Origin of the sequence: Prevotella sp. LMAG:51, assembly GCF_008680225.1 — a bacterium.
GTDB classification, from domain to species: domain Bacteria; phylum Bacteroidota; class Bacteroidia; order Bacteroidales; family Bacteroidaceae; genus Prevotella; species Prevotella pectinovora.
This window is the reverse complement of sequence record NZ_NALQ01000022.1, coordinates 1-20,764: the sequence shown is the minus strand read 5'-3', so window position 1 is coordinate 20,764 and position 20,764 is coordinate 1. Positions and strand designations below refer to the sequence as shown.

Annotated in this window: 14 protein-coding genes; 7 read left to right on the top strand and 7 right to left on the bottom strand. The window is 50.3% G+C overall.

Annotation, left to right across the window (positions count from 1 at the left end):
* Positions 1-22 precede the first annotated feature (22 nt).
* The gene (locus CCC32_RS07750) at positions 23-1,108 is read left to right on the top strand and encodes a cytochrome d ubiquinol oxidase subunit II (RefSeq protein WP_287073488.1); all 1,086 of its coding nucleotides are present in this window, start codon (positions 23-25) and stop codon (positions 1,106-1,108) included.
* Positions 1,109-1,168: 60 nt separating this feature from the next.
* On the opposite strand, the gene CCC32_RS07745 is transcribed toward CCC32_RS07750, so the two are convergent.
* Positions 1,169-5,629, bottom strand: coding sequence for an AAA domain-containing protein (locus CCC32_RS07745; protein ID WP_287073486.1), 4,461 nt, complete (start codon positions 5,627-5,629; stop codon positions 1,169-1,171).
* A 286-nt stretch (positions 5,630-5,915) separates the two neighbouring features.
* On the opposite strand from CCC32_RS07745, the gene CCC32_RS07740 reads away from it, so the two are divergent.
* Genes CCC32_RS07740 through CCC32_RS12815 form a run of 3 tightly spaced genes read left to right on the top strand, consistent with a single transcriptional unit; the run spans position 5,916 to position 7,039 of the window.
* Positions 5,916-6,782, top strand: a complete 867-nt coding sequence (locus CCC32_RS07740) for an Rpn family recombination-promoting nuclease/putative transposase (RefSeq protein WP_287073483.1) — start codon at positions 5,916-5,918, stop codon at positions 6,780-6,782.
* A gap of 38 nt (positions 6,783-6,820) precedes the next feature.
* Positions 6,821-6,946, top strand: coding sequence for a hypothetical protein (locus tag CCC32_RS07735; RefSeq protein ID WP_287073481.1), 126 nt, complete (start codon positions 6,821-6,823; stop codon positions 6,944-6,946).
* Entirely contained in the window at positions 6,947-7,039 is a 93-nt protein-coding gene (locus CCC32_RS12815; RefSeq protein WP_502705613.1) for an Rpn/YhgA-type helix-turn-helix domain-containing protein, read from the top strand.
* A 489-nt stretch (positions 7,040-7,528) separates the two neighbouring features.
* Here the strand turns inward: CCC32_RS12815 and CCC32_RS07730 are convergent, their stop codons facing one another.
* Entirely contained in the window at positions 7,529-7,837 is a 309-nt protein-coding gene (locus CCC32_RS07730; protein ID WP_287073479.1) for a HipA N-terminal domain-containing protein, read from the bottom strand.
* A gap of 140 nt (positions 7,838-7,977) precedes the next feature.
* Here CCC32_RS07730 and CCC32_RS07725 point away from each other — a divergent pair, with 140 nt between their 5' ends.
* The 3 genes from CCC32_RS07725 (at position 7,978) to CCC32_RS07715 (ending at position 10,193) form a co-directional block, all read left to right on the top strand.
* Positions 7,978-8,670, top strand: coding sequence for an NUDIX hydrolase (locus tag CCC32_RS07725; RefSeq protein ID WP_287073476.1), 693 nt, complete (start codon positions 7,978-7,980; stop codon positions 8,668-8,670).
* 22 nt (positions 8,671-8,692) lie between these two features.
* Positions 8,693-9,517 carry an ADP-ribosylglycohydrolase family protein gene (locus CCC32_RS07720; RefSeq protein WP_287073473.1) on the top strand — a complete coding sequence of 275 codons (825 nt, stop codon included), beginning with the start codon at positions 8,693-8,695 and terminating at the stop codon, positions 9,515-9,517.
* 193 nt (positions 9,518-9,710) lie between these two features.
* Positions 9,711-10,193, top strand: a complete 483-nt coding sequence (locus CCC32_RS07715; RefSeq protein ID WP_287073472.1) for a C-GCAxxG-C-C family protein — start codon at positions 9,711-9,713, stop codon at positions 10,191-10,193.
* Positions 10,194-10,326: 133 nt separating this feature from the next.
* On the opposite strand, the gene CCC32_RS07710 is transcribed toward CCC32_RS07715, so the two are convergent.
* The 5 genes from CCC32_RS07710 to CCC32_RS07690 all read right to left on the bottom strand — a co-directional run.
* Complete coding sequence (locus tag CCC32_RS07710) at positions 10,327-12,543, bottom strand: RagB/SusD family nutrient uptake outer membrane protein (protein ID WP_044074883.1); 2,217 nt, start codon at positions 12,541-12,543, stop codon at positions 10,327-10,329.
* A 30-nt stretch (positions 12,544-12,573) separates the two neighbouring features.
* Positions 12,574-15,873, bottom strand: coding sequence for a SusC/RagA family TonB-linked outer membrane protein (locus CCC32_RS07705; protein ID WP_287073816.1), 3,300 nt, complete (start codon positions 15,871-15,873; stop codon positions 12,574-12,576).
* A 48-nt stretch (positions 15,874-15,921) separates the two neighbouring features.
* Positions 15,922-17,376 (bottom strand): DUF4992 family lipoprotein, encoded by a 1,455-nt coding sequence (locus CCC32_RS07700; RefSeq protein ID WP_287073470.1) that lies wholly within the window; start codon positions 17,374-17,376, stop codon positions 15,922-15,924.
* A 394-nt stretch (positions 17,377-17,770) separates the two neighbouring features.
* Positions 17,771-18,292 carry a prolyl-tRNA synthetase associated domain-containing protein gene (locus CCC32_RS07695; RefSeq protein ID WP_022317011.1) on the bottom strand — a complete coding sequence of 174 codons (522 nt, stop codon included), beginning with the start codon at positions 18,290-18,292 and terminating at the stop codon, positions 17,771-17,773.
* Between the two features lie 415 nt (positions 18,293-18,707).
* Positions 18,708-20,764, bottom strand: a 2,057-nt coding sequence (locus CCC32_RS07690; RefSeq protein WP_287073467.1) for a glycoside hydrolase family 2 protein, incomplete at its 5' end; no start/stop codon positions are given.

The window sequence follows — 20,764 nt, the reverse complement described above, 5'->3', positions numbered from 1 at the left end:
TAAACCCACAAATATATACACTATGAACTATCAATTATTACAAGAATACTGGTGGCTTTTGATTTCCGTCTTGGGATCACTGTTGGTCTTCATGCTCTTCGTTCAGGGCGGACAGTCGATGATACCCCAGATGAAGGAGGAGCAGCGTGAGGACATGATATATACCATTGCCCACCGTTGGGAACTAACCTTCACCGTGCTCGTCACCTTTGGCGGAGCCTTCTTCGCTTCGTTTCCGCTGTTCTATTCCACCTCCTTCGGTGGAGCATACTGGATATGGATGCTTATACTCTTCGGCTTCGTCGTGCAGGCGGTGAGCTTCAAATACCGTCTTTCCGACGGAAACATCCTCGGCCGCAAGCTATATGACATCTTCCTTTTCATCAACGGCATTCTTGCGCCGCTGCTCTTGGGCGGTGCGGTGAGCACATTCTTCTTCGGAAGCGATTTCACGGTAGAGAAGACAAATCTCACAGACGCCGCAGCTCCCGTGATATCGCAGTGGGGAGACTGGCATGGACTCGAAGTCCTTCTGGATTGGCGTGTGGTGATGTTCGGATTGATGGTATTGTTCCTCACAAGGGTGCAGGCCAACCTGTGGTTTCTCAATCAGGTGAAAGACGAGAACACGGCAGAGTGGAACAGAAAACAGCTCCGTGTCAATGCTCCGGTATTTGTCGTTCTCTTTCTTGCCACAACGGCAGTATTGCTTACGACCGGCAGTTACGAAACTACCGGCCTGCATGAGTTCCAGTGGGTAGACAACAAATATCTCAACAATTTCATAGCCATGCCGGCGGCGCTCATAAGCTTCCTCTTGGGCACACTCATGGTGCTCTATGCAGTCTTTGCCGCTCTGTTCAGAAAGAGTCGCAAGGGAATATGGTTCTCCGGTTTTGGAACGGTGCTTGTGGTTCTGTCGCTCTTCTGGGTGGCAGGCTATAACGACACGCCTTACTATCCGTCTTATGCCGATATGGAGTCGTCGCTGACAATCTACAATTCGTCATCATCAGAGTTCACCCTGAAGACCATGAGTGTCGTCAGCCTTGCCATTCCGTTCGTGTTGGCATACATCGCATGGGTGTGGTATAAACTCACGAAATAAGCGGGAGATTTATATGCCCCATTGAGTCTGACCCCAAGCGGCGCTGATGACCGCTTGGGGTTATTTTGACTTCCATATTTCATAGCAGAACGGAGGAGTCTTGGGATTTCCTTCCTGTTCATGGCTGATGGCTGAACGCTCAGCCTTTATCGTTTCCACATATTGTTCCAACATGCTCTTGAAGACAAGGAATGAACGTATCTTCGTGTCGTGGTCTGAATGCAGGATGATGAAAACATAACGGTTTAGCGGATGCTTCCTCATCACGCTGACAATCCTGTCTGCCAGGTTTTCTGTGAAGGTGCAGTCTACATTTGAGAAGAAATACGACATATTGAAAACCACGAGGTTTGGCACTTCAGACACGGAAGTCCAATATCTGTCGTCCAATTCCATGAATGAAGTCTTGAAATCCATCAGCATCCTGTCGCCGGTAGTTTCTCCCAGCAGTTTTTCCGCCATTGCCTTCATCGCCGCAGAGATGTCAATGCCAGTATAATGAATGTCCGGAAACAGCCCCGCCATTTGCTCTGCAAACGCGATGCCGCAGGTGGCAGGTCCGCATCCGATGTCTATAAACCTTATTCTTCCGCTCATATCCTTTGCCATGGCCGACAACCAGTTGCTGTAAGACAGATACAGTCTTTTCGCACTGCGATAATACCTCTGCATGATGTAATGACAGTATAGCAATACCTGGTCGTCGGCATTCATTATCAGGTTGGCATTCAATTCCGTGCTGAATAGCGACGAGTCATTCGAGAAGTCCGACCGTCCGTAGTTGATGAGCGACATGTTGGCATCCGTCGTATTGCCGAGGATTATCTCGTGTCCTCTTGTGCGCGAATCCTTTTTTATCGCATCCACGACATGCTTGCTGAATGCGGCGGCGAATCGGGATGACATGCCCAATGTTTCCTCAGCCATTGTCGTTTCATAGGCGTCAACCGTTTCGCTTACTTCAAAGTTTCCCTTGCAATAATCATCCGGAGCTACATCAAAGTATCCACCCTTGCTCCTCACGAACTCCATCAGTTTGTAGAAAGTGAAGTTCTCGTTGAGAAGAACAGGGTTTCCGATGAGAATCAGGTTCAGTCTCGCCCTGGTCATGGCAACATTCAGTTTGCGGTCTATCACCAGTCCGTCCTCTTCAAACACATTGCTCGTCAGGAAGTTGAGCTGATACGGCTGCTGGATGGTGAAACCATATATGATATAGTCACGCTGACTGCCCTGATAGCGCTCCACGGTGTCTATCGTGATGTCATGAAGACAGGGAATGCCGAACTTGTCTATCTCGTTTCTCACCGTGGATATCTGGTTGCGGTAGGGCACTATTACGCCAACCGTCTTTTCTGTGTCGAAACAACCGGATGCCAGCTCATACACGGCGCGTACGGTGGCGGCAATCATCCTTGCCTCCACGCTGTTTGTCTTTGCCGATAGCGACCGCTTTGGCGGTTCTGCCGTGACGAAAGCTATGCGGCGTGTAGTGAGCATGGTGATGATGCTGTTTCCGGTGTCTTTGCGCACATTGGGAAGAATCTGGTGGTCGAGCGGCACGATGTCAAGGCGGTTGCCATAGAAAGCATAGTTGGGAAACTCCGCAATGTCTCTGTGCATGCGTCCCTGCTTCGTCAGCATATACACGAAGCGGTCGTCGTAGTCGCCTCTGCCCGTCTTGAAATGTGTGAGCAGACGCTCAAAGAGCGACAACCGGCAGTCAGAGAGATGGATGTCGCACAACTCCTGTTCAGTCACGGCAGACTCCTCCGGCGTCTGCTGCACTACGGCAGGCAACTGCTTGTGGTCGCCTATGAGCACAAACTTGTCTATCCTGCACAGGTTGTCTTTCTGTGCGCTGAGCAGTCCGATGAGATGTGGCTCGAGAATCTGCGACGACTCGTCTACAATGGCAAGACTGAAGTGCTTTATCTGCAGCAATGACACGTTGGCGTTGAGCGCTGCCGTAGTTCCGCAGAACACCCTCGTGGAGCGGATTATATGTCTGCCGGAATCCAGATCTTGGGATTTCAGTTTGTTGCTCAGCAGATATTGACGGTATTCCTTGGAGCAAGAGAGTTCAGAACCAATCCTCACGAAGTCGAAGTCGGGATCCTCCTCCTTCAGTTCCACAAGCTTGCTGCATATCTCGTCAACCGCCCGGTTTGTATATGATAGCAGCAGCACGTTGGTGTCCTCCTCCAGCAGTTCTTCCTTCTGCAGGTTCACCAGTCCGTAGGATGTCTTGCCCGTTCCCGGAGGACCGATGATGAGAAACAGGTCGCGCGCCTGTTTCGCACGGTCAACGAGCGTGTTGAAGTTGCCGTATTCCCCCTTGCGCCTTATTGTAGGGTCGGTCTCCGGCTGGCGCTGCAGGAGGATAAGGTCGCGTCGCTCTTTGGGAGCAGAGAGGAAGGAGTGCATGGCGCTATACAGAGAGCCCGTCATCGACTCAAGCATATCGTGCTCTATTGCCCATAGTGTGTCGTCAGGTTTGTTCCCAAAAGCAGTCTTGTCCGTCTGGCTGCAGCGCAGACGCAGTTCTATACTGTCGTTGCGCATGTCGATGATGGTGGCGCGGTGTACCATTTGCGCACATGCGTCAGGCACCTTCGTGTCTTTGTTGTAATTGTATGGATAGAGCATCACGATGTCGCCGATGCGGAAATTTGTGGTGTCAGCCGACTGTGGCTCGTCAAACCGGAGCTTTATTCCGCTCACAGACGTTTCCTGCTTGTCCTCAAAGTCATATCCGGCGATGTGCAGCTTGTCGTAGATGTTGCCGGCAGCCTTCTTGTCCTCCAGCGTGTCATTCCATGTTGAGGCGAAGCCGGAATCCTCTTTCGTCTTGTTGCCAACCTTGGCAAGCAGCTGCTCGTTTTCCAGAAAGCGCAGAAACCGGAGATAATACAGACGCTCAAGCTTTGATGCAGAGGCGATGGGCGAAAGGAGTTCTGAAAGTTGAGGCCGTATGTAATCCTCCCACAACCGTCCGGTCACCTTCTTCTTGTTCAGCATGTCGGGAGTAAGACTTGTCAGGATGTCGAGTCCCTCCTTGGCATACAGTATCTCGCTCCATGCGAGCAGGTTGCGCATCCTGATGGCGCGGTGCAGCAGTTGCGGGGCATTAGGTGAGCTGACCAGTCCTTCAGAGTATTTGGAGTAGAGGAGCATGATGCCTCTGATTTCCGACGGATACTTGTCATATCCATAGGTGAGCAGCGCACCATACAATAGGGCCTGCACCCAGTGTGGTTCCCTCACTTTGGGTATGTTGGGGTTATAAGATGGCGAAGTGTAAGGCACGAAATCCCCCTTTCCTGATTTCTGCTCTATGATGATGATGTCTTTATCCTTTTGCCACAAGAAGTCAAGGCGTCCCTGAATGCCCAGCACCTCGCTGAAGAACGACGGTTCGAGAACCACGCCTTTTCTGTTGTAGTCTTTGATAGACTGTGGCAGACTGGCGCCTATCAGATGGCTGATGTTGCGCTTCTGTATCTGTGCGTCTTGCGTGAACCTGATGCGGTCCTTTGGGAGTTCCATTTCCGGGCATGATATTATGCTCATGATATTCCTGCTTACAAACTCCCTGATGCTGTCGCTGAAGGCGATGTTGCGGTCGTGTACCACATCATCGAGGAACTGTCCCGACAGGTTACCCAGATGTATGGGCAGCGTGTTGGGATTCGGTTTAATCTTGTTTACCAGATTCACGAACGGCGATTCGGCATAAGACTCGAAGCAGCTTGATATCGTGGTGATGTTTATGAGATAGTCTGGCTCCAGAATGATAAGCTCCGGCAGACAGATTTCGCCGCGCTCATCCATACGGATGCGCACCAGGTTCAGTCTGGCTCCCTCCCAGAGTGTTGTCTTGAGGTACGACCAGTCTGATTTCCCCTCAAGCGTGAGGATGTGGTTGTGGTTGCCGTAGGAAATCTGCATGGTGTTGTTGTTTTCCTCTTCCGTCGCCCATATATACTCGTCATCCCAACGTTCCACAACGACCCGAAGCACCTTCTCGCTGTATCGTCCCCATGTCTTCTTCCTGTCGGCACGTGGAAAACAGGCTTTCAGCTGCTCCGGTATTTCTTCCTTGCCGCACACATGATACACCAGCAGCGTGGTGGCTTTCAGATTATGCGGAAAGAGCTTGGATAGTTCTTCTGCCGAGAGTTCCTGGTCGCTGTTGGGGCGGGGAAAGAGGTCCTTGCGACCCAGCTGTATGAGATTGGCAATATTGGATGGTATATCGTATTCCTTGATGCAATAATCCACCTTGGCGAATAGTCCCACGAAAGCAATCTGGCAGTCGAGAACGGCTTGGTCCACCGCCCGGCGGAATACCTGTTTGAGAATGGCGTATCTCTCTTCTTCCGTCATGTCGTCAGCGCAAGATTCCTTCAGTTGCATATATAGGCTCGATGCGGAGTCTACGACGATGGATTTTCCTATGCTGGCATTGACCCTCTCGCTGTTGTCAATCTTTCGTTTGGTATATGGTTTTGTCTGCATGATTATTTTCCTGTTATGGTGTCGGCAAATCTGTTTTCCTTATGGCGCTACCAGATTTTGAGCGCATGCAAATATACTCAAACTATACGAGAATAAGCCATGAAAGCACACCTTTCGAAAAATAAAGCTGTCATAAACCATATCGCCACATTTGCTAACGTGCAATGCAAAAGGGCAACGTCTTTATCAACGTTACCCCTGGTTGTTGTAATTATTTCCAGTCAACAGTGTTGTTTTATTGGTGAAAATGCCGTAAATTTGCTGATTGAATAATAAATGCAGCATTATGGCAGAGAAATACATCAATCCACATACCGATTTCGGCTTTAAGCGCCTGTTCGGTTCTGAATGTAACACTGAATTGCTCATTAGCTTTCTGAACACCATATTTCACGGCAAACAGAATATCCAGAAAGTAACATATATAAATTCGGAATCACGTCCTGGTTTCTTCGTTGTACGTTGCGAGAATGACAAGGGAGAGAAATTCATCGTGGAGATGCAGAACGTATACCAGGAGTTCTTCAAAGACCGCACCATCTATTATTCAACGTTCCCCATCAGAGAACAGGCACAGCGTGGAGGAGACTGGGATTTCCATCTCAATCCTGTCTACACGATTGGCTTGCTGAACTTCAACTTTGCCGACGGTCTTGAGAATGCAAAGCGCTGGCACCATGAGGTGAAGCTGATGGAGGTGGACACACACGAGGTGTTCTACGACAAACTCACATATATATACGTTGAGATACCTAAGTTTGACAAGAAAGAGAGTGAACTCGAAAGTATGTACGACAAGTGGATGTACGTGTTGAAGAATCTCTCCAACCTGATGCAACGCCCCGCAGCCCTGCAGGAGCGTGTTTTCACACGTCTGTTCGAACAGGCAGAGATATCAAAGTTCGACAAACAGGAGCTGAAACTGTATGAAGACAGCGTCAATGCATACCGCGACATAGTGAATGCCATACGGACTGCGGAAAAGAAGAAATATGCAGAAGGTCGTGCGGAAGGACGAGCAGAAGGACGTGCTGAAGGACGTGCAGAAGGAATTGTAGAGGTTGCGAAAAAAATGCTTCTCAAGGGTATTTCTGCTGAACTTGTTGCAGAAATGACGGGAATGTCACTCGATGAAGTTTCTAAATTGAAGTAATAAATTTTCCACTGCCCCAATGTAATAAATGCAGCATTATGGCAGAGAAATACATCAATCCACATACTGATTTCGACCGCGACATCGTGAATGCCATACGGACTGCGGAAAAGAAGAAATATGCAGAAGGACGTACTGAAGGCGAGAAAAAGGCCAAAGAATAGATAGCCTCCAATCTTCTGGCTCTTGGAGTGCCTATAGAAACTATCATGCAGGCATCGGGCTTGTCAGAAGAAGAGATAAAGAATATCAAATAAGGCATCATCGCCACAAAGGTGGGAAATTCCGAGCTGATCACAACTTCATAACGCTTGTTTGTTAATTCCGCCACTGGTAGTGAAGAGGAAAACAAAAGCCTTCCGTATCAAGTTGCTTCCTTATAAGTGTCATAGTATCATTCTTGGTTGCCGTCAAGCCACTAAAACATTATAGACTAACGATTTAACCAGATGATACATTTCTGAATATTTTACAGAAAGGTATCATAGAAGTACCATAGAAGTATCATGCCTTTCGGCATCCCATATTTTCCCCACACCATGGGGAAGACATCCCCACATTAGGGGGTTCTGTTCCCCACGGCGTGGGGAGAATCCGAGGTCTGTCTTTTATGAATTACAAGTCTGTGTTTTAGAGATTTCAAGTCTATGTTTCACGAATTCCAAGTATATGTTTTATTCATGAGTACAGCGTTATATATATAACGGATATGTGGCGTGACCACCTTTCAAATGCCAGTCTTAATGTCAATCATCTGTTGTCTTTCTTACTTGTACGGCGCCAATGAAATCCTTATCTGCCATGGCAATAAGAAGTCCGAAGAAATCATTCTCATCAATTCTCAACGAACGGCAAATGCCCCTACGGTTAGCACCTTCTGGAAGCATGTTCGTGAAGAAAGGAAACAAATATTCATTCTTATAGGGTTCCTCTCTTTTGGGAAGAGTGACAGAAATGGAAGGGTTTTCAGTTGAAAGATAGTTCTCGTCATAACAGAAAGTATATTCTTTTCCAGGGGTGTTTTCAGTCAGGACACCTGCCTTGAGGTCGTTCATATAGACATACTATTTTGTTTTTTATAAGGTGTCTTTTGCTTGATTTTTACTATAACATTTGGAGCTTATACTAAAAGTGATTATCTTTGCGGCGTAAAACTTACACAAGGATGTAAGAGGAACATAAAACAATCGAGAAAATGGAAGAGAAAATGTATAGCTACAAATATCCACATCCGGCAGTCGCTACAGACTGCGTGATTTTCGGCTTCGACGGAATGAAACTAAAAATCCTGCTCATACAGCGCGGCATTGACCCATTCAAAGGGAAATGGGCGTTCCCTGGCGGTTTCCTGAATATAGACGAGAGCGCCGAAGAGGGAGCTATGAGAGAACTGAAGGAAGAGACAAACCTGACAGCCACCTATCTGGAACAGTTTCACTGCTTCAGTTCACCCAACCGCGACCCACGAGAGCGCGTCATCTCCATCGCCTTTCTTGCCCTGGTGAAGACGGAAGAGGTGAAGGGAGGCGATGATGCTGCCAAGGCACAGTGGTTTTCAATGGATGAAATCCCACAGTTGGCATTCGACCACGAGAGCATCCTGCGCATGGCGATGAGCAAATTGCGCGAGCGAATCCACTTCCAGCCCATAGGCTTTGATCTGCTGCCCGAAAAATTCACGCTCAAGGAACTGCAGCTGCTATACGAAGCAATCCTCGGCGTGCATTTCGACCGCCGTAACTTTGCCAAGAAGATGCTGCATCTCGACATCCTCACACAACTCGACGAGACGGTGTGGCCTACGCCAAAGCGCAAGGCTTTCCTCTTCAGTTTCAATGAGGACAAATACAAAGAATTGAAGCAGAAAGGATTCCGGCTGGAATTTTAAAATACACAACGATTAATATACTATGTTAGGAGCGATAATCGGCGACATTGTCGGTAGCCGTTGGGAGTTTTTCTCCACCAATGATTATAATTTCGAGTTGTTTTCCGACAAGAACGACTTTACCGACGATACCATCTGCACTATCGCCGTGGCAGATGCCATAATGCATCAGAAGAGCTACGGAGCGGCGCTCCATGAATGGTGCAGGCGCTATCCAAACCCTATGGGTAGCTATGGAGGCAGTTTCAATGCGTGGGTGAGAAGCGACGAACCACAGCCCTATGGGTCTTATGGCAATGGAGCGGCGATGAGAGTGAGTGCCATAGGGTGGGCATTCGACGACGAAGAGAGTGTGCTTACCAATGCAGAACAGTCGGCAGCCTGCACACACAACCATCCTGAAGGCGTCAAGGGCGCACAGACCGTAGCCCTTGCCATACATCTGGCATTGAAGCTGCGCAGGTGTCATCAAGGAGAACCTGTTCTTCATGGCGAGATGATGGAGAAGGTGATAGCTCCATGCGTGGAATTCTCAGGCTACGATATCAATATACGTCGAGAGTCTGTATTGAACAGGTTTGACGAGACTTGTCAGGGAACCGTTCCAGTGGCATTATGCATCATAAGCAAGAGCGTCAACTTTGAGGATGCCATCCGCACTGCCGTTTCTCTTGGGGCGGATGCCGATACCCTCGGTGCCATAGTGGGAAGTATAGCAGAGGCAATATGGCCGATTCCCGAAGAGATGCGGAGAAAAGCTTTGGGCTATCTGCCAGACGACATGCTCAAAGTGCTGAAAGACTGGGAGCGATATTTGGTTACAGTGCCATCCCGGAAGAATATGTAGAAGGACTGATTTATCGGGAGCAGTTAGACAATGTAATAGAAAAGCTGGCAGATATTTGTATACCACAAATCGGGCATCAGACTATTGGGGAGTAACCGGTTTTTTATAACAGACTTATAGTCTTTTCCGAAATAAGACATTACATTTGCAGACTTTTTATAAGAAAAACAAAACTTTAAACAAAACAATAAACATGAAAGAAGAATTGGAAGCACGCGTAAATCGTGCCGTTGACTATTTTATGCAGGGCTATGGCTGCTGTCAGAGTGTGGTGGCTGCTTTTGCAGACATCTATGGACTCGACGAGAAACTGGCTCTGAAAATCGCTGCCGGATTCGGGGGCGGAGTAGGCAAGATGCGTATGATGTGTGGCGCTGTGTCGGGACTAGTGATGCTCATTGGTCTGGAAGAAGGACAGACCGAGGGCGCTGACAACGAGGGAAAATCACATTGCTACAAGATTGTGCAGCAGCTGCTCGAAGAATCAAAGCAGCAGAACGGTTCTATAATCTGTGCCGAAATCCTCGGACTGAAAGGCTACGAGAAGGCTGCAAACAGCTATGTGGCTTCGGAGCGTACGGCGGAATACTACAAGAAGCGTCCTTGTGCGGCAAAGGTGGAAAGTGCCGCAAGAATATTCGCCGACTATCTGGAGAAGAAAGGTCAAGAGGTTTAAGCCCAAATCGCTCATCAGAACTTGCTTGGGTTAGACGGACAATCTGTTTCAGCTAATGACCGGTTGGGATTCAAATAAAAATGGCACGCCGAATGATGGCGTGCCATTTTTATTTGTCGAGTTCAGACTCCTGTTATTTGCTTGTTTCAGCCAGCGGGTCGAAAGTACCGGTACCGCCGCGGTTGTCGCTCCATCCGATTGTCTGCTTCAGACGAGCATCGTTGCGGTTCATTGCTCCGAGCGAGAAGCCGAGGAAGTAGTATTTTGCGCGATAGCTGATGGTGAGATCCTGATGGTAAGAGTCACGGCCGTCACCCTTGTTGTCCTTTCTCACGAGATTCTCCTGATACCATGTCTTGAGCTGCTCCTGCTGTGTGGCAAGCGGCTTACGCAGGTCTATCGGCTGACAGCGGCTGACACCAGCCTTGATGAGAGGGTCGCTCTCGTAGGTAGTGCCGCCAACACCATATTTGTCGGCCACACGGAACTCCATGCGCTCGCGACGCTGTCCGTTGAGCGGTGTGAATCCGAGCCACTGACAGGTGTTGCCGCCCCATCCGGTGAGAGTCCAAGTGTCGGGCGCACCTGCTACCTTTGTCGCTCCACCATCGTAGAGCATCCAGCGGCGCATATCGTCGAAACGCTTGCCCTCGTATGCCAATTCTATCTGGCGCTCCAGCAGTACGGCACTCATACAAGTGGCCTGATCGGAAGCAAGATTGGCAGGCAGACCGTAGTTGTTTTCTGCCGTGTAGCCCACTCTCGAACGAATTTTCTGCAACTGTTCTACTGCCACATCCATGTGACCGGCGCCACATGCAGCCTCAGCGTAGTTGAGGAGAACTTCGGCGTAGCGGATCTCGATGAATGGCGAAGCGCTTCTGGCAAATGCGCCACGAGAGTAACCGCTGTTGTATACATAGAGCGACGAACCGAGGTCGTAGTCGCTTGTGCGCTTTCTGACGTAGAGACCCTTCTTGTTTTTCAGCAGGTTGTCGGCACCATAAGCCTCACCGCTCTCCACGTTGCCCGCATCATCCTGGTTGGTATACCATACATAGTTCCAAAGAGCATAGTTGGCACCGTCCTGAGGGTTGTTGTTCACTCCGCCCTGACTGGCATCGCCGTTGTAAGCCCAACGCACGCCTGGGAAGGCGAAGGTGCGGTAGAAGCGAGGGTCACGGTTCATGAACGGATAGTTGCGGTCGTATTCAAATGAAGACTTCTCCAGCTTGTTGTATGTAGATGCCGAAGAAGGCAGCTTGCCGTCAGCCATAGGGAACATGTCGACGATCATTGCCGACGGTTCCATACCGCCGGTGCGGTTGTTGGTGTTTGCCGGACGGATATTGTTCTCCCAGTAGTTGTTCTTTCCCTTGTCGCCAGCCTCGCCGCTCTGCATAGGGTCTTCGGTGTTGAAGAGCGTAACGAATACATCTTCGCAGTTCTTCGTCTGTCCGAATATCGTGGCGAAGGCAGAAGCGTTGACATCGTTAGTACCGGTGTAGAGGTCGTATCCACAGGCGTTGAGCACTGGCAGACTCTCCTTTATAGCCTCGTAGGCATCCTTCCAGCGCTGCTGGTCGTTGGCGCGGTTGAACATCGGACTTGCCCACAACACCATTACGCGTCCTTTCAAGGCAAGCGCCGTGCCGGAAGTCACTCTGCCCCAGTTTTCTCCGCTCCATCCGCCATGTGTGGTGGCATCGGTGAGCAGTCTGGCAGAGGTGTCGAGATCGCTGATGATGAAAGAGAAGCAGTCTTTTGCCGATGAACGAGGTGTGAACGAACTTGGAGAAGTTTCCTGCACTTCCTTTATGATAGGCACACCGCCATACCATTTCACAAGCTGGTAGTAACACCATGCACGGAAGAAGTAAGCCTGTCCGAGCAACTGGTTCTTCTGGCTCTCGCTCAGTGTGCAGCCTTCCAGTCCGGCAATCACGTCGTTGATGTTGCGGATGCGTCCCCAAACGTTGGAGAGATGCTTCTGCTCATTGGTGAAATAATCAGGCACCACGTTGCCGGTAAGGGCATCAAGCTCATAGAGAGGATTCACGAAGCTCTGTTCGCTCGAACCGCTCATTCCGCAGTATTCCTCTGTAGCCTTTGCCTGTATGTCGGAAGCGAGACCCGTGCAGTTGTTGTTCCATCCCGATACCGAACTTGGGTTTGGAAGGCATTCGCCATAGATGGAGTTGACGCGCAGCTGTGCTCCGGTGAAGTCGTTGTAGACCTCCTTGTTCACGTTGTTGTTGTCTTTCTTCTCCTCGAGGAAACTGTCGCTACATGAGGCGAGAAAAGATGCTGCAAACGCGATGCTGCAAACTTTTATTATATTCTTGTTCATTGTTGTTATTCCTTGATTATGAGTTATACGTTAGAAAGTCAGGTTCACACCGATAGTCCATTTGCGGAGCTTAGGATAGCTGCCGTAGCTGCACTGAGGGTCGATGAAGTTGTCAGGGTAGGGGTTGTAGAAACTCAGCAGGTTCTGTCCTGTGATGTTCACCCTGGCGCTCTCCAGGCCGATTGTCTTGAACCATGCCATCTTAGGAATCTTGTAAGCCACGGTGAGACGGTTAAGCGAAACCCTTGTGCCGCTGACAGTCCAGAAGCTTGATGCCTGGCTGTTGATGGTGTATGATGGGTTTGGTAGCGAACCGTCGCGGTTCTGTGATACCACCACATTGCCTGCTCCGTCTGTTATGTCGTTGTATACGAACACATCGTCAGGATTCCAGAACGAAGGCATGTTCTGTGCTTCAATGCCGTAAGAAGCCTTGAGGGCAGATGTAGGAATCACAGAACGCGAACCCCAGCTGGCGCTGAGCTGAGCCGTTACAGAGAGTCCCTTCCACTCGGCATGAAGGTTGGTGGTGAATCCGTATGGGTTGCTGGCACGGTGGGAGATGCGCACCTGATCGTCGTTGGCGTTGACGATACCGTCGGGCGTTCCTGTACCGCCAGCTCCGCGCACATCCTTATAGATAAGCATACCCGGCTTGATCTGGTCTGGAGCCATTCCCATATAGTTGGTGATGTTGTATTTCTTCACATACTCCTGAATCTCCTGATAGCTGCGGAACATTCCGAGGCATTCCATTCCCCATGTTCCGATGTCGAAGCGGTCGCCCTTCTGCACTGTCCTGTACACGTAGTCTGTGGCGAAGTCGCTGTTGATGACCTTGTTGTCGCTATAGCCGAAGTTCACACCGATGCGGTATTTGAAGTCTTTGCCTATCTTGTCTCTCCATGTGATGCTTGCCTCATAGCCCCAGTTGTCGATCTTGCCAAGGTTGGTAGAAGCCGACAGACAGCCCACCGTTGCCGGTACCGACTGCGACAGGTTCATGAACATCTCACGGTTCCACACCTTGTATGCCTCGAGAGTCACGGCGAGACGCTGTGAGAGCACGTTGAAGTCGATACCGAAGTTTGCCTTGTACGACTTGTCCCAATGCACGTCGTAGTTCACGTCGGCATTACCGTTATCCATACGTATCGACTGTCCGCTGTTTGTCGTTCCTTCTCCAAACACGGCATTGTCGCTTGTCTTGTTCCAGATGCCGTAGTGCTGCATCCAGAGCCATGCTGTGGTGTTGTCGCGGCCTGTCAGACCGAATGATCCTCTGAGCTTGAGGAAGTCAACCCATGGCAGGGCATTGTTGAACCACTTCTCCTGTGACATCACCCATCCGATACTTGCTGACGGGAACACACCCCAGTAGTTCTTGGGGGCGAACTTTGTGGAAGCGTCAGAACGGATGAGGAACTCGAAGAGGTACTTGTCGGCGTAGGCGTAGTTCAAGCGTCCGATATATGAGAGACTTGCCGACTCGCTTCTCGACCAGCTTGGAGTCTTAGTGCCCGAAGCACCGTTAGACTGGAAGTTGGTGAATGAATAAGGTTCCGTGGCATGACCGCCCAGATCCTCGTATTCAGACTCCGACTTCTCTATTGAGAAGAGGGCATTGACGTCGTGGAGACCGAACTTGCGTCCGTAGCTTGCCGTGAAGTTTATCTGGTAGTTGTCCATGCGCGACATGGAACGAGAGATATAGTTGCCGTTGTCGAGTGTCGTTGGCTCGAAATTGTCCTGTGAGAGGTATGTGTCGTATTCCTCGCCGGCGATTGGCGTATAGAGATGTTGTCCGCTACCGGTGCGGTTCACCATCTTATATAATGTGAACTTGGAACCATACTGGTTGCCCTTGTCATTGTTGATGCTCTTAGAGTATGTCAGCCTCAGCTTCAGACCCTTGAGCACCTTGCTCCATTCAAAGTCATATTCCAGTCCGGCATTCACGGTCATGTTGTTTGTCTTCGTCTCAGCGTAGTCACCGTTGTTCTGCATCAGACCATAAGAATATGTCTGCGAATCGTTAGTCTGGGCGTTGCTCACACCGTAGCCGAGAATCGGCATGCCGTTCACCTGTTCCGGAATGTAGCGCGGACGGTAGAGCAGGTTGCGGTAGTCGTTCTCCAGTCCGCCGTTACCTATCGAGTTGTTAGGCTTGTTCAGTTCGCTGAAGTTTCCGCTCACGTTGAGGTTGGCCTTCAGGTTGCGGCTTATCTTCACGTCGACACCCGCACGGTAGTTCCAGCGGTCGTAGTCGAGTTTGCCCAGGTTACCGTCCTGTGTGAAGTAAGAAATTCCGGCGAAGTAGTTCACCTTGTCGGTGGCTCCGCTCACGTTCACGCTGTGCTGCTGAGTCACTGCCGTATCCCAGTATTTGTCGAGCAGGTCGTAGTTCAGTCCCTTCATAGCCTCCAGCTCATCCTGCTGGAACAATGACGTGGTGCGGTTCAGCGATGTGCTTCTCGGGTCGTTGTCGGTCATGATGTCATACAGGCGGCCGTAGTTGTATGCGTTGAGCATCTTCGGTGTTGACATAGCGTCGGCGATACCGAATGTGCCGTTGTATGAAATCTTCGGTGCTCCCATCTTTCCCTTTTTCGTAGTGACGAGAATCACACCGTTTGCGGCGCGAGCTCCATATACGGCAGCCGATGCGTCTTTCAATACCGAGATGTTCTCCACTTCAGAAGGGTCGAGGTTGTTGAACGCCTCCTCGCCCAGGTTCTTTATATCGTTAGGATATACGTAGCCGTCGATGACGTAGAGCGGACCGGCAGCGTTTCCTGTGAAGTCACGCAATACTCCTCCGTCGCGGATGGTGATGCTCGACGATTGTCCCACCTGTCTGTCGCCGCCGCTCACGCTCACTCCGTTGATGAGTCCGGAGAGGGATGATGCGAGGCTTGCTCCAGAGAGGTCCTTGATGTCGTCTATCGGCACCGTGCCGACAGAACCGGTGAGGTGGGCCTTCTTCTGTGTGCCATAGCCCACTACCACTACCTCTTCCAGATTCTGGGCGTCTTCCTTGAGCTGTGCTTTTCCGCCGGCCACTACCGTCTGTGATAGATATCCGATGTATGAGATGTTCACCTTGCTGCCTTTCGGCGCCGTGATGCTGTAGTTACCGTCGATGTCGGTGATGACACCAGTGTTTGCTCCCTTGCTGCCCACCAGGCGCACTGTAGCGCCGATGATGGGGTCGCCGTTTTGGTCAACCACGGTGCCCTTTATTGTCTGGTTCTCCTGCTGTGCATGGATAGGTATGGAAACCAATGCCAAGCATCCGAAGCATAAGCTGATTATCGTTTTCCTTTTCATGATTCTTGTCTTGTGTTTCATTTGTTTTCGATTGTTGCCAGTCTCTTGTTATTCAGATGTCTTTATCCAGCGAGGGTCACCGGTCTTGTTTTCCAGCTGTGCTGAACCGCTGATGGTGAAGTCGCCGTTCTTGGCATCCTTGAAACCAGGGTCGGTTTCGAGACAGTTGCCAGTCACGTCGTAGTTCTCAACGATACCGCCTGTGCTTTCGAATTCTCCGTCAAACATATAGGTGTTGAATTGAGTCTTCGCCACGTCGTATGACGATGCCGAGCGTCCACCCAGAATGCGTCGGATAACCTGCTTGTTTCCGCAGTCAACGAAGATGTTGCGCTCCACGTCGAAGTAAGAACACTTCTGTCCGTTGAATCCTCCATAGTTAGCCCACTGTCCAGTCTTTGCGATATTGTAGAAAGTGCAGTTCAGGAAGTTCACGTTGCTGTTGTTGTATCCGGCACGTGTGGCGCGTCCGCTGTTGTTGTATTGCACGAAGTATTTGCTGTCGCTGTCTCCAGTGTTCCATATCGTGGAGTTGCTCACTTGCAGCGTGTTGGCGAATCCGCCCTTGAAGTATATCACGGCGTTTCCGCTGACGTTTGTCTGGCTGCTCAGTGTGAGATGAGCCATGGTGTTGTTTATCACCACGCTCTCATAGCAGTATTTCTTGTTGCCGTCGTAAATGAGATTGTTGTTCACTCCCGTGATGTTGCATCCGTTGATGGTCAGTGCTCCGCGCACTATGTAGTAGTCGCCAGTGCCCTTGATGCTCTCGTCGGGAGTAGAGAGGCTTATCAGCGGGTCGAACGACTGCGATGCGTCGATGTCGAGGTTCTTCAGGGCGAAGATGGTGCCGGTCTTTATCGACACGTTGTCTGCCGTTAGCTTCAGCTTGGCATGGTTAGAGATGCTTGTAGTGCGCAGCGTCACCTGTTTGTTTCCGAAGTCTACGCTCTTCGACATCGTGTATTCTCCTCCTGGCTGAAGGTCGTAGCAGAGCATGGTGGTGAGTCCTTCGTCGGGCACTGCATTCTCTTCGAAATAAGTGGAGAGGTCGGTACCGTCAGGAATCACCTGATAGGTGGCTGTGAATGTGCTGAAAGCCTTCGTCACGGCTTCAGAACCTTTGTTGTTCAGTTTCTCGTTGTCGAGCACCGAGAGGGCTAACGTGTAGTTGGTGTCTTCGATGCGCTGTGCCGCAAATGTGATTCCGTCGATGAGTGTGTCTTTCACCACCTCTCCGTTGTCCACGTTTGTCAGCACGGCATGATAGCCGCCGGCTCCCTCCACCACGGGCCACGCAATGATCTGTTGACTTCCGTCGGTGCTCGGCGTCACGCTGATCTGGTCGGCCGATGGTGCCACGAGCTGCGAATTCCTAACTCCACTGCCGAATTGCTCTCCCGTGAGGTCGTCTTGTGCACAAGACGCCATGGTGAGCGCTCCTCCTGCCAGACACATCATTCCGATGCTCTTGCAGTGTAGTGATAATTGTTTCGTTGTCATAATGTATTTGTTTTTAAGTTGTTTTTGGTAGTCGAGTAGATGAAGGACAAGTAGACAAACTGGCCAGAAGACATGTATGTTCACATCGTCTGCTGAAAAATGTCAGTATAATACTTGCAAGTCCTTGATTAGCTTACAATTTGTTTTTTTTGTTTGATAGATATGTTTTTTATTGTGGGGGAGGGTATGTATGTTCCCCTCCTCATCCTTTTTTGCTGTTAGCAATATTTAACCTTAAGTAAGGTTTGTAATGCAAAGATAGTAAATGTTTCTTTACGAAAGAAATAAAAGTAAAATAAATATATGGGTAAGTGGTTTTTTTACACTCGACATGTCGCTTTGTGTAAAAAAACTATGATTTTGCAATCTACAAATGCTAAATTCCGATTGTTTGTCAATATAGTCTTATGTATTCATACGTGTTGCCCACGATGCTGAGATACCGCTCGAAATCCTCTCGCTTTATCACCACCGTTCCGCGGCAGTCGTTAGGGTGGAACGACAGGGAGTCTGCCTTCTGCAGATTCTCGTCAAGAAACAGATGCACGTGGTTTTCCGTGTCGTTTATCAGTCCGAAAGGCGACACGCTGCCTGGTTCCAGTCCCAGATACTTCATCATCCGTTCAGGAGAGGCGAACGAGAGTTTTCCGCATGAAGGCAGTCCGCGGCTCACGAGCGATTCCTTCAGCAGATGTTCCAGATCGTGTATGGCGAGGTCGTGGTCGCTGTCGAAACACACGAGATAATGCCTGTTTCCCTTGTGGTTGCGGAAGAAGAGATTCTTGCAGTGCACGCTGCCGTCATCCTTCCACCATTGTTTAGCCTCCTCGATGGTCTTTCCTTCGGGGTGGTTGTAGTTGGTGAATGGTATGTCATGTTCTCTGAGATAGTTCAATACTGTTTCTTCGCGTGTCATGATTCTAAAGTTTTTTGTCCCGTTTATTCACCGGAATGCATCAAGCTGGTGTCAATGTGCAAATATACTATTTATTTGTGTAGCCTGCAAATTTTTGATTCGCAATAGCCCGCTATTGCGAATTAAAAACAAACAAAATCCCCTCTTCCCAAAATACAAACCCAAACAGGTCCTAATAATTGATTTGGGCTGAAAGCCGAAAAAAACTCACTTTTATAGAATAAAATCCAGACAGGCATAATGACTGGTTCGGGCTTAATCCATAGTATTGATAGGGATAAGAAAACGGTCACGCCGCAACACCAATAGTCTCTGAATCGTTGAGACAGTCGGTGTTGCGGCGTGATGTGTATTGTACAGACTATGCAATTATCCAAAACCGGTAATTAGAACTTGCATTAATACCGTTTGGTGATTATTGTATTCCGAAGTCCATCTGCTGACGGTTCACCTCTTCGAGAGTGCGCTGGCGCTCCTCGTCGGTCATCTGTTGAGAGGCTGTCGCTGAGGCAGATGCCGTGCGGACGGTCTTGGCAGACGGTTCATCGGTGAAGCATTTCGGCATTTCGGCAGCCACACTCTCTATCGTCAACGTGGCTTCTGCAGGAGCGTACACACCAGAGAAGGCGCTGCGGGCATGGATGGTGATGCTGCCCGGTTTGTCGGTAGCCTGAACGAGAATAGGGGCGCTTCCCCATTCCACGGCACGAGGGTTGGCGAAAATCGTCTCATCACCGATGATGCGTCCTTCGCCCTCGATGCTGAACATGATATTGTCTTTTGCCAGACGCTTCACGTTGCCGTTGTCGTCGGTAATCTCTGCCACCACCACGATGAAGTCGCTGCCGTCAGCTGTCAGCTTTCTGCCCATCTCGTCGGCATAGAGACGGATTTTGGTGCTGCGGCGCGACGGCATCTTCTTTTCAGAACATACCACCTTGCCGTCTTTTATTCCTTCGGCAAGCAGACTCACCCGCTGCCAGTTGCGCTGCTTGTAGCTATATTCGCGTGCCTTCCAGAAATTCCAGAATCCCTTGAATACCACTGGTGCGCAAGGCTTGTCGCCGGCATCGTGTACTACGGGTAGTGTGAGCACCTTGTCGCCCTCAAATTGTGTCAGTCTCACGCTGTCGCAGTTGGAGAACACCACCACGTCTTCGTCGGAGAACTGTGTCATCTCGTTCGCCACGAACACCATAGGCTCCTGTGTGCGGTCTTGTGAGCGGAACATCTCGAAGGCATATTTCTTCTGGCGGAAGGCGTCGTAGATACCGCCGTAGTATGGGTCGGGATGGTAGCCGCGCTGATGGTCGAAGGGGTGCCACTGGCATCCGCCGATGAACTGGCGCTGGCCGTGGAACATCTCGCCGTAGGTGTCAGACAGAGAGAGGGCGGCGGTGAGCATTGGCTTCTCGCCCCATGAGCGGGCAGCACGGTTCAGGCAGTTGTGTGCATACCAGTCGTCCACCATCTCTCCGAACTCACGGGTGAAGATGCATTTGTTTTCCGGTGTGCCCTCCTTGCCTATGTCGTCAGTCCATCCGTAGAGCACGTCGTAGTTGTCTTTCACTCCAGCCGAATTCATGTCGGCGGCGGCTACAGGACGACCAGGGTAGGGGAATTCCTCGTGTGTTATGTCGAGGGCTTTCAGTGCGAAATCCTCAGGATAACGTGTCTCGTTGAGAATCGGTTCCCACATCAGCACGCTCGTGTGGTTTCTGTCGCGACGGATTATCTGTCGGGTGTTCTCATGCACCAGTTCGCCGAACTTAGGGTCTTTGTTCCAATATTGCCATCCCGGAGTAGGTACGATGATGAAGAGTCCCAGCTCGTCGCAGGCATCCATGAATGCCGGGTCTTGAGGATAGTGGGCAGCGCGGATTATCGTCATTCCTGCATCCTTGAGTCTCTTGGCGTCACGCCATTGCTGACTGTTAGGCACCGCATTTCCCACGTAGGCGAAATCCTGGTGGCGGTTGCCGCCGATGAGCTGATGATAAGGTTTGCCGTTGAGCCAGAAACCATCTTTGCCGCAGAATTCCGCATTGCGTATTCCCATGTGCAGGATGCCGCCGTCTACTGTCTTTCCGCCGTTCACCACGCTTATCTCCACATCATACAGATATGGCGACTCAGGGCTCCAGAGATGAGGCGTCCGGAGTGTGGTGTGTGGCGTTGCCGTGGTTGCAGATTTTGGAGCAACAGAGATTTTCTGTTTCATGGTGGCCACCACCTTGCCTCCCTTGTCCTTTATCCTTACTATTACGGTAGGTGACGCAGTGGCAGTCGACTTATTGCCCACCTCCACGTTTACAAACACGTCGGCCTTCTTTTCCGAGATGTTGTCGAAGTGGAGAAATGCTCCGCCTCCGGCAACGCTGTTCTGCTCATTGGCATCGGTAATGGCAATCGGCGATTTGCCGATGAGCCAAACGTCGCGGTACATTCCGCCGTGGTAGCAGAAGTCCAGGG

Coding starts and splice junctions, on each gene's coding strand:
- CCC32_RS07715 (WP_287073472.1), top strand. CDS start 9,711: ATGAAAGAAGAATTGGAAGCACGCGTAAATCGTGCCGTTGACTATTTT.
- CCC32_RS07745 (WP_287073486.1), bottom strand. CDS start 5,629: ATGCAGACAAAACCATATACCAAACGAAAGATTGACAACAGCGAGAGG.
- CCC32_RS07705 (WP_287073816.1), bottom strand. CDS start 15,873: ATGAAAAGGAAAACGATAATCAGCTTATGCTTCGGATGCTTGGCATTG.
- CCC32_RS07740 (WP_287073483.1), top strand. CDS start 5,916: ATGGCAGAGAAATACATCAATCCACATACCGATTTCGGCTTTAAGCGC.
- CCC32_RS07700 (WP_287073470.1), bottom strand. CDS start 17,376: ATGACAACGAAACAATTATCACTACACTGCAAGAGCATCGGAATGATG.
- CCC32_RS07720 (WP_287073473.1), top strand. CDS start 8,693: ATGTTAGGAGCGATAATCGGCGACATTGTCGGTAGCCGTTGGGAGTTT.
- CCC32_RS07710 (WP_044074883.1), bottom strand. CDS start 12,543: ATGAACAAGAATATAATAAAAGTTTGCAGCATCGCGTTTGCAGCATCT.
- CCC32_RS07725 (WP_287073476.1), top strand. CDS start 7,978: ATGGAAGAGAAAATGTATAGCTACAAATATCCACATCCGGCAGTCGCT.
- CCC32_RS07695 (WP_022317011.1), bottom strand. CDS start 18,292: ATGACACGCGAAGAAACAGTATTGAACTATCTCAGAGAACATGACATA.
- CCC32_RS07750 (WP_287073488.1), top strand. CDS start 23: ATGAACTATCAATTATTACAAGAATACTGGTGGCTTTTGATTTCCGTC.
- CCC32_RS07730 (WP_287073479.1), bottom strand. CDS start 7,837: ATGAACGACCTCAAGGCAGGTGTCCTGACTGAAAACACCCCTGGAAAA.
- CCC32_RS07735 (WP_287073481.1), top strand. CDS start 6,821: ATGGCAGAGAAATACATCAATCCACATACTGATTTCGACCGCGACATC.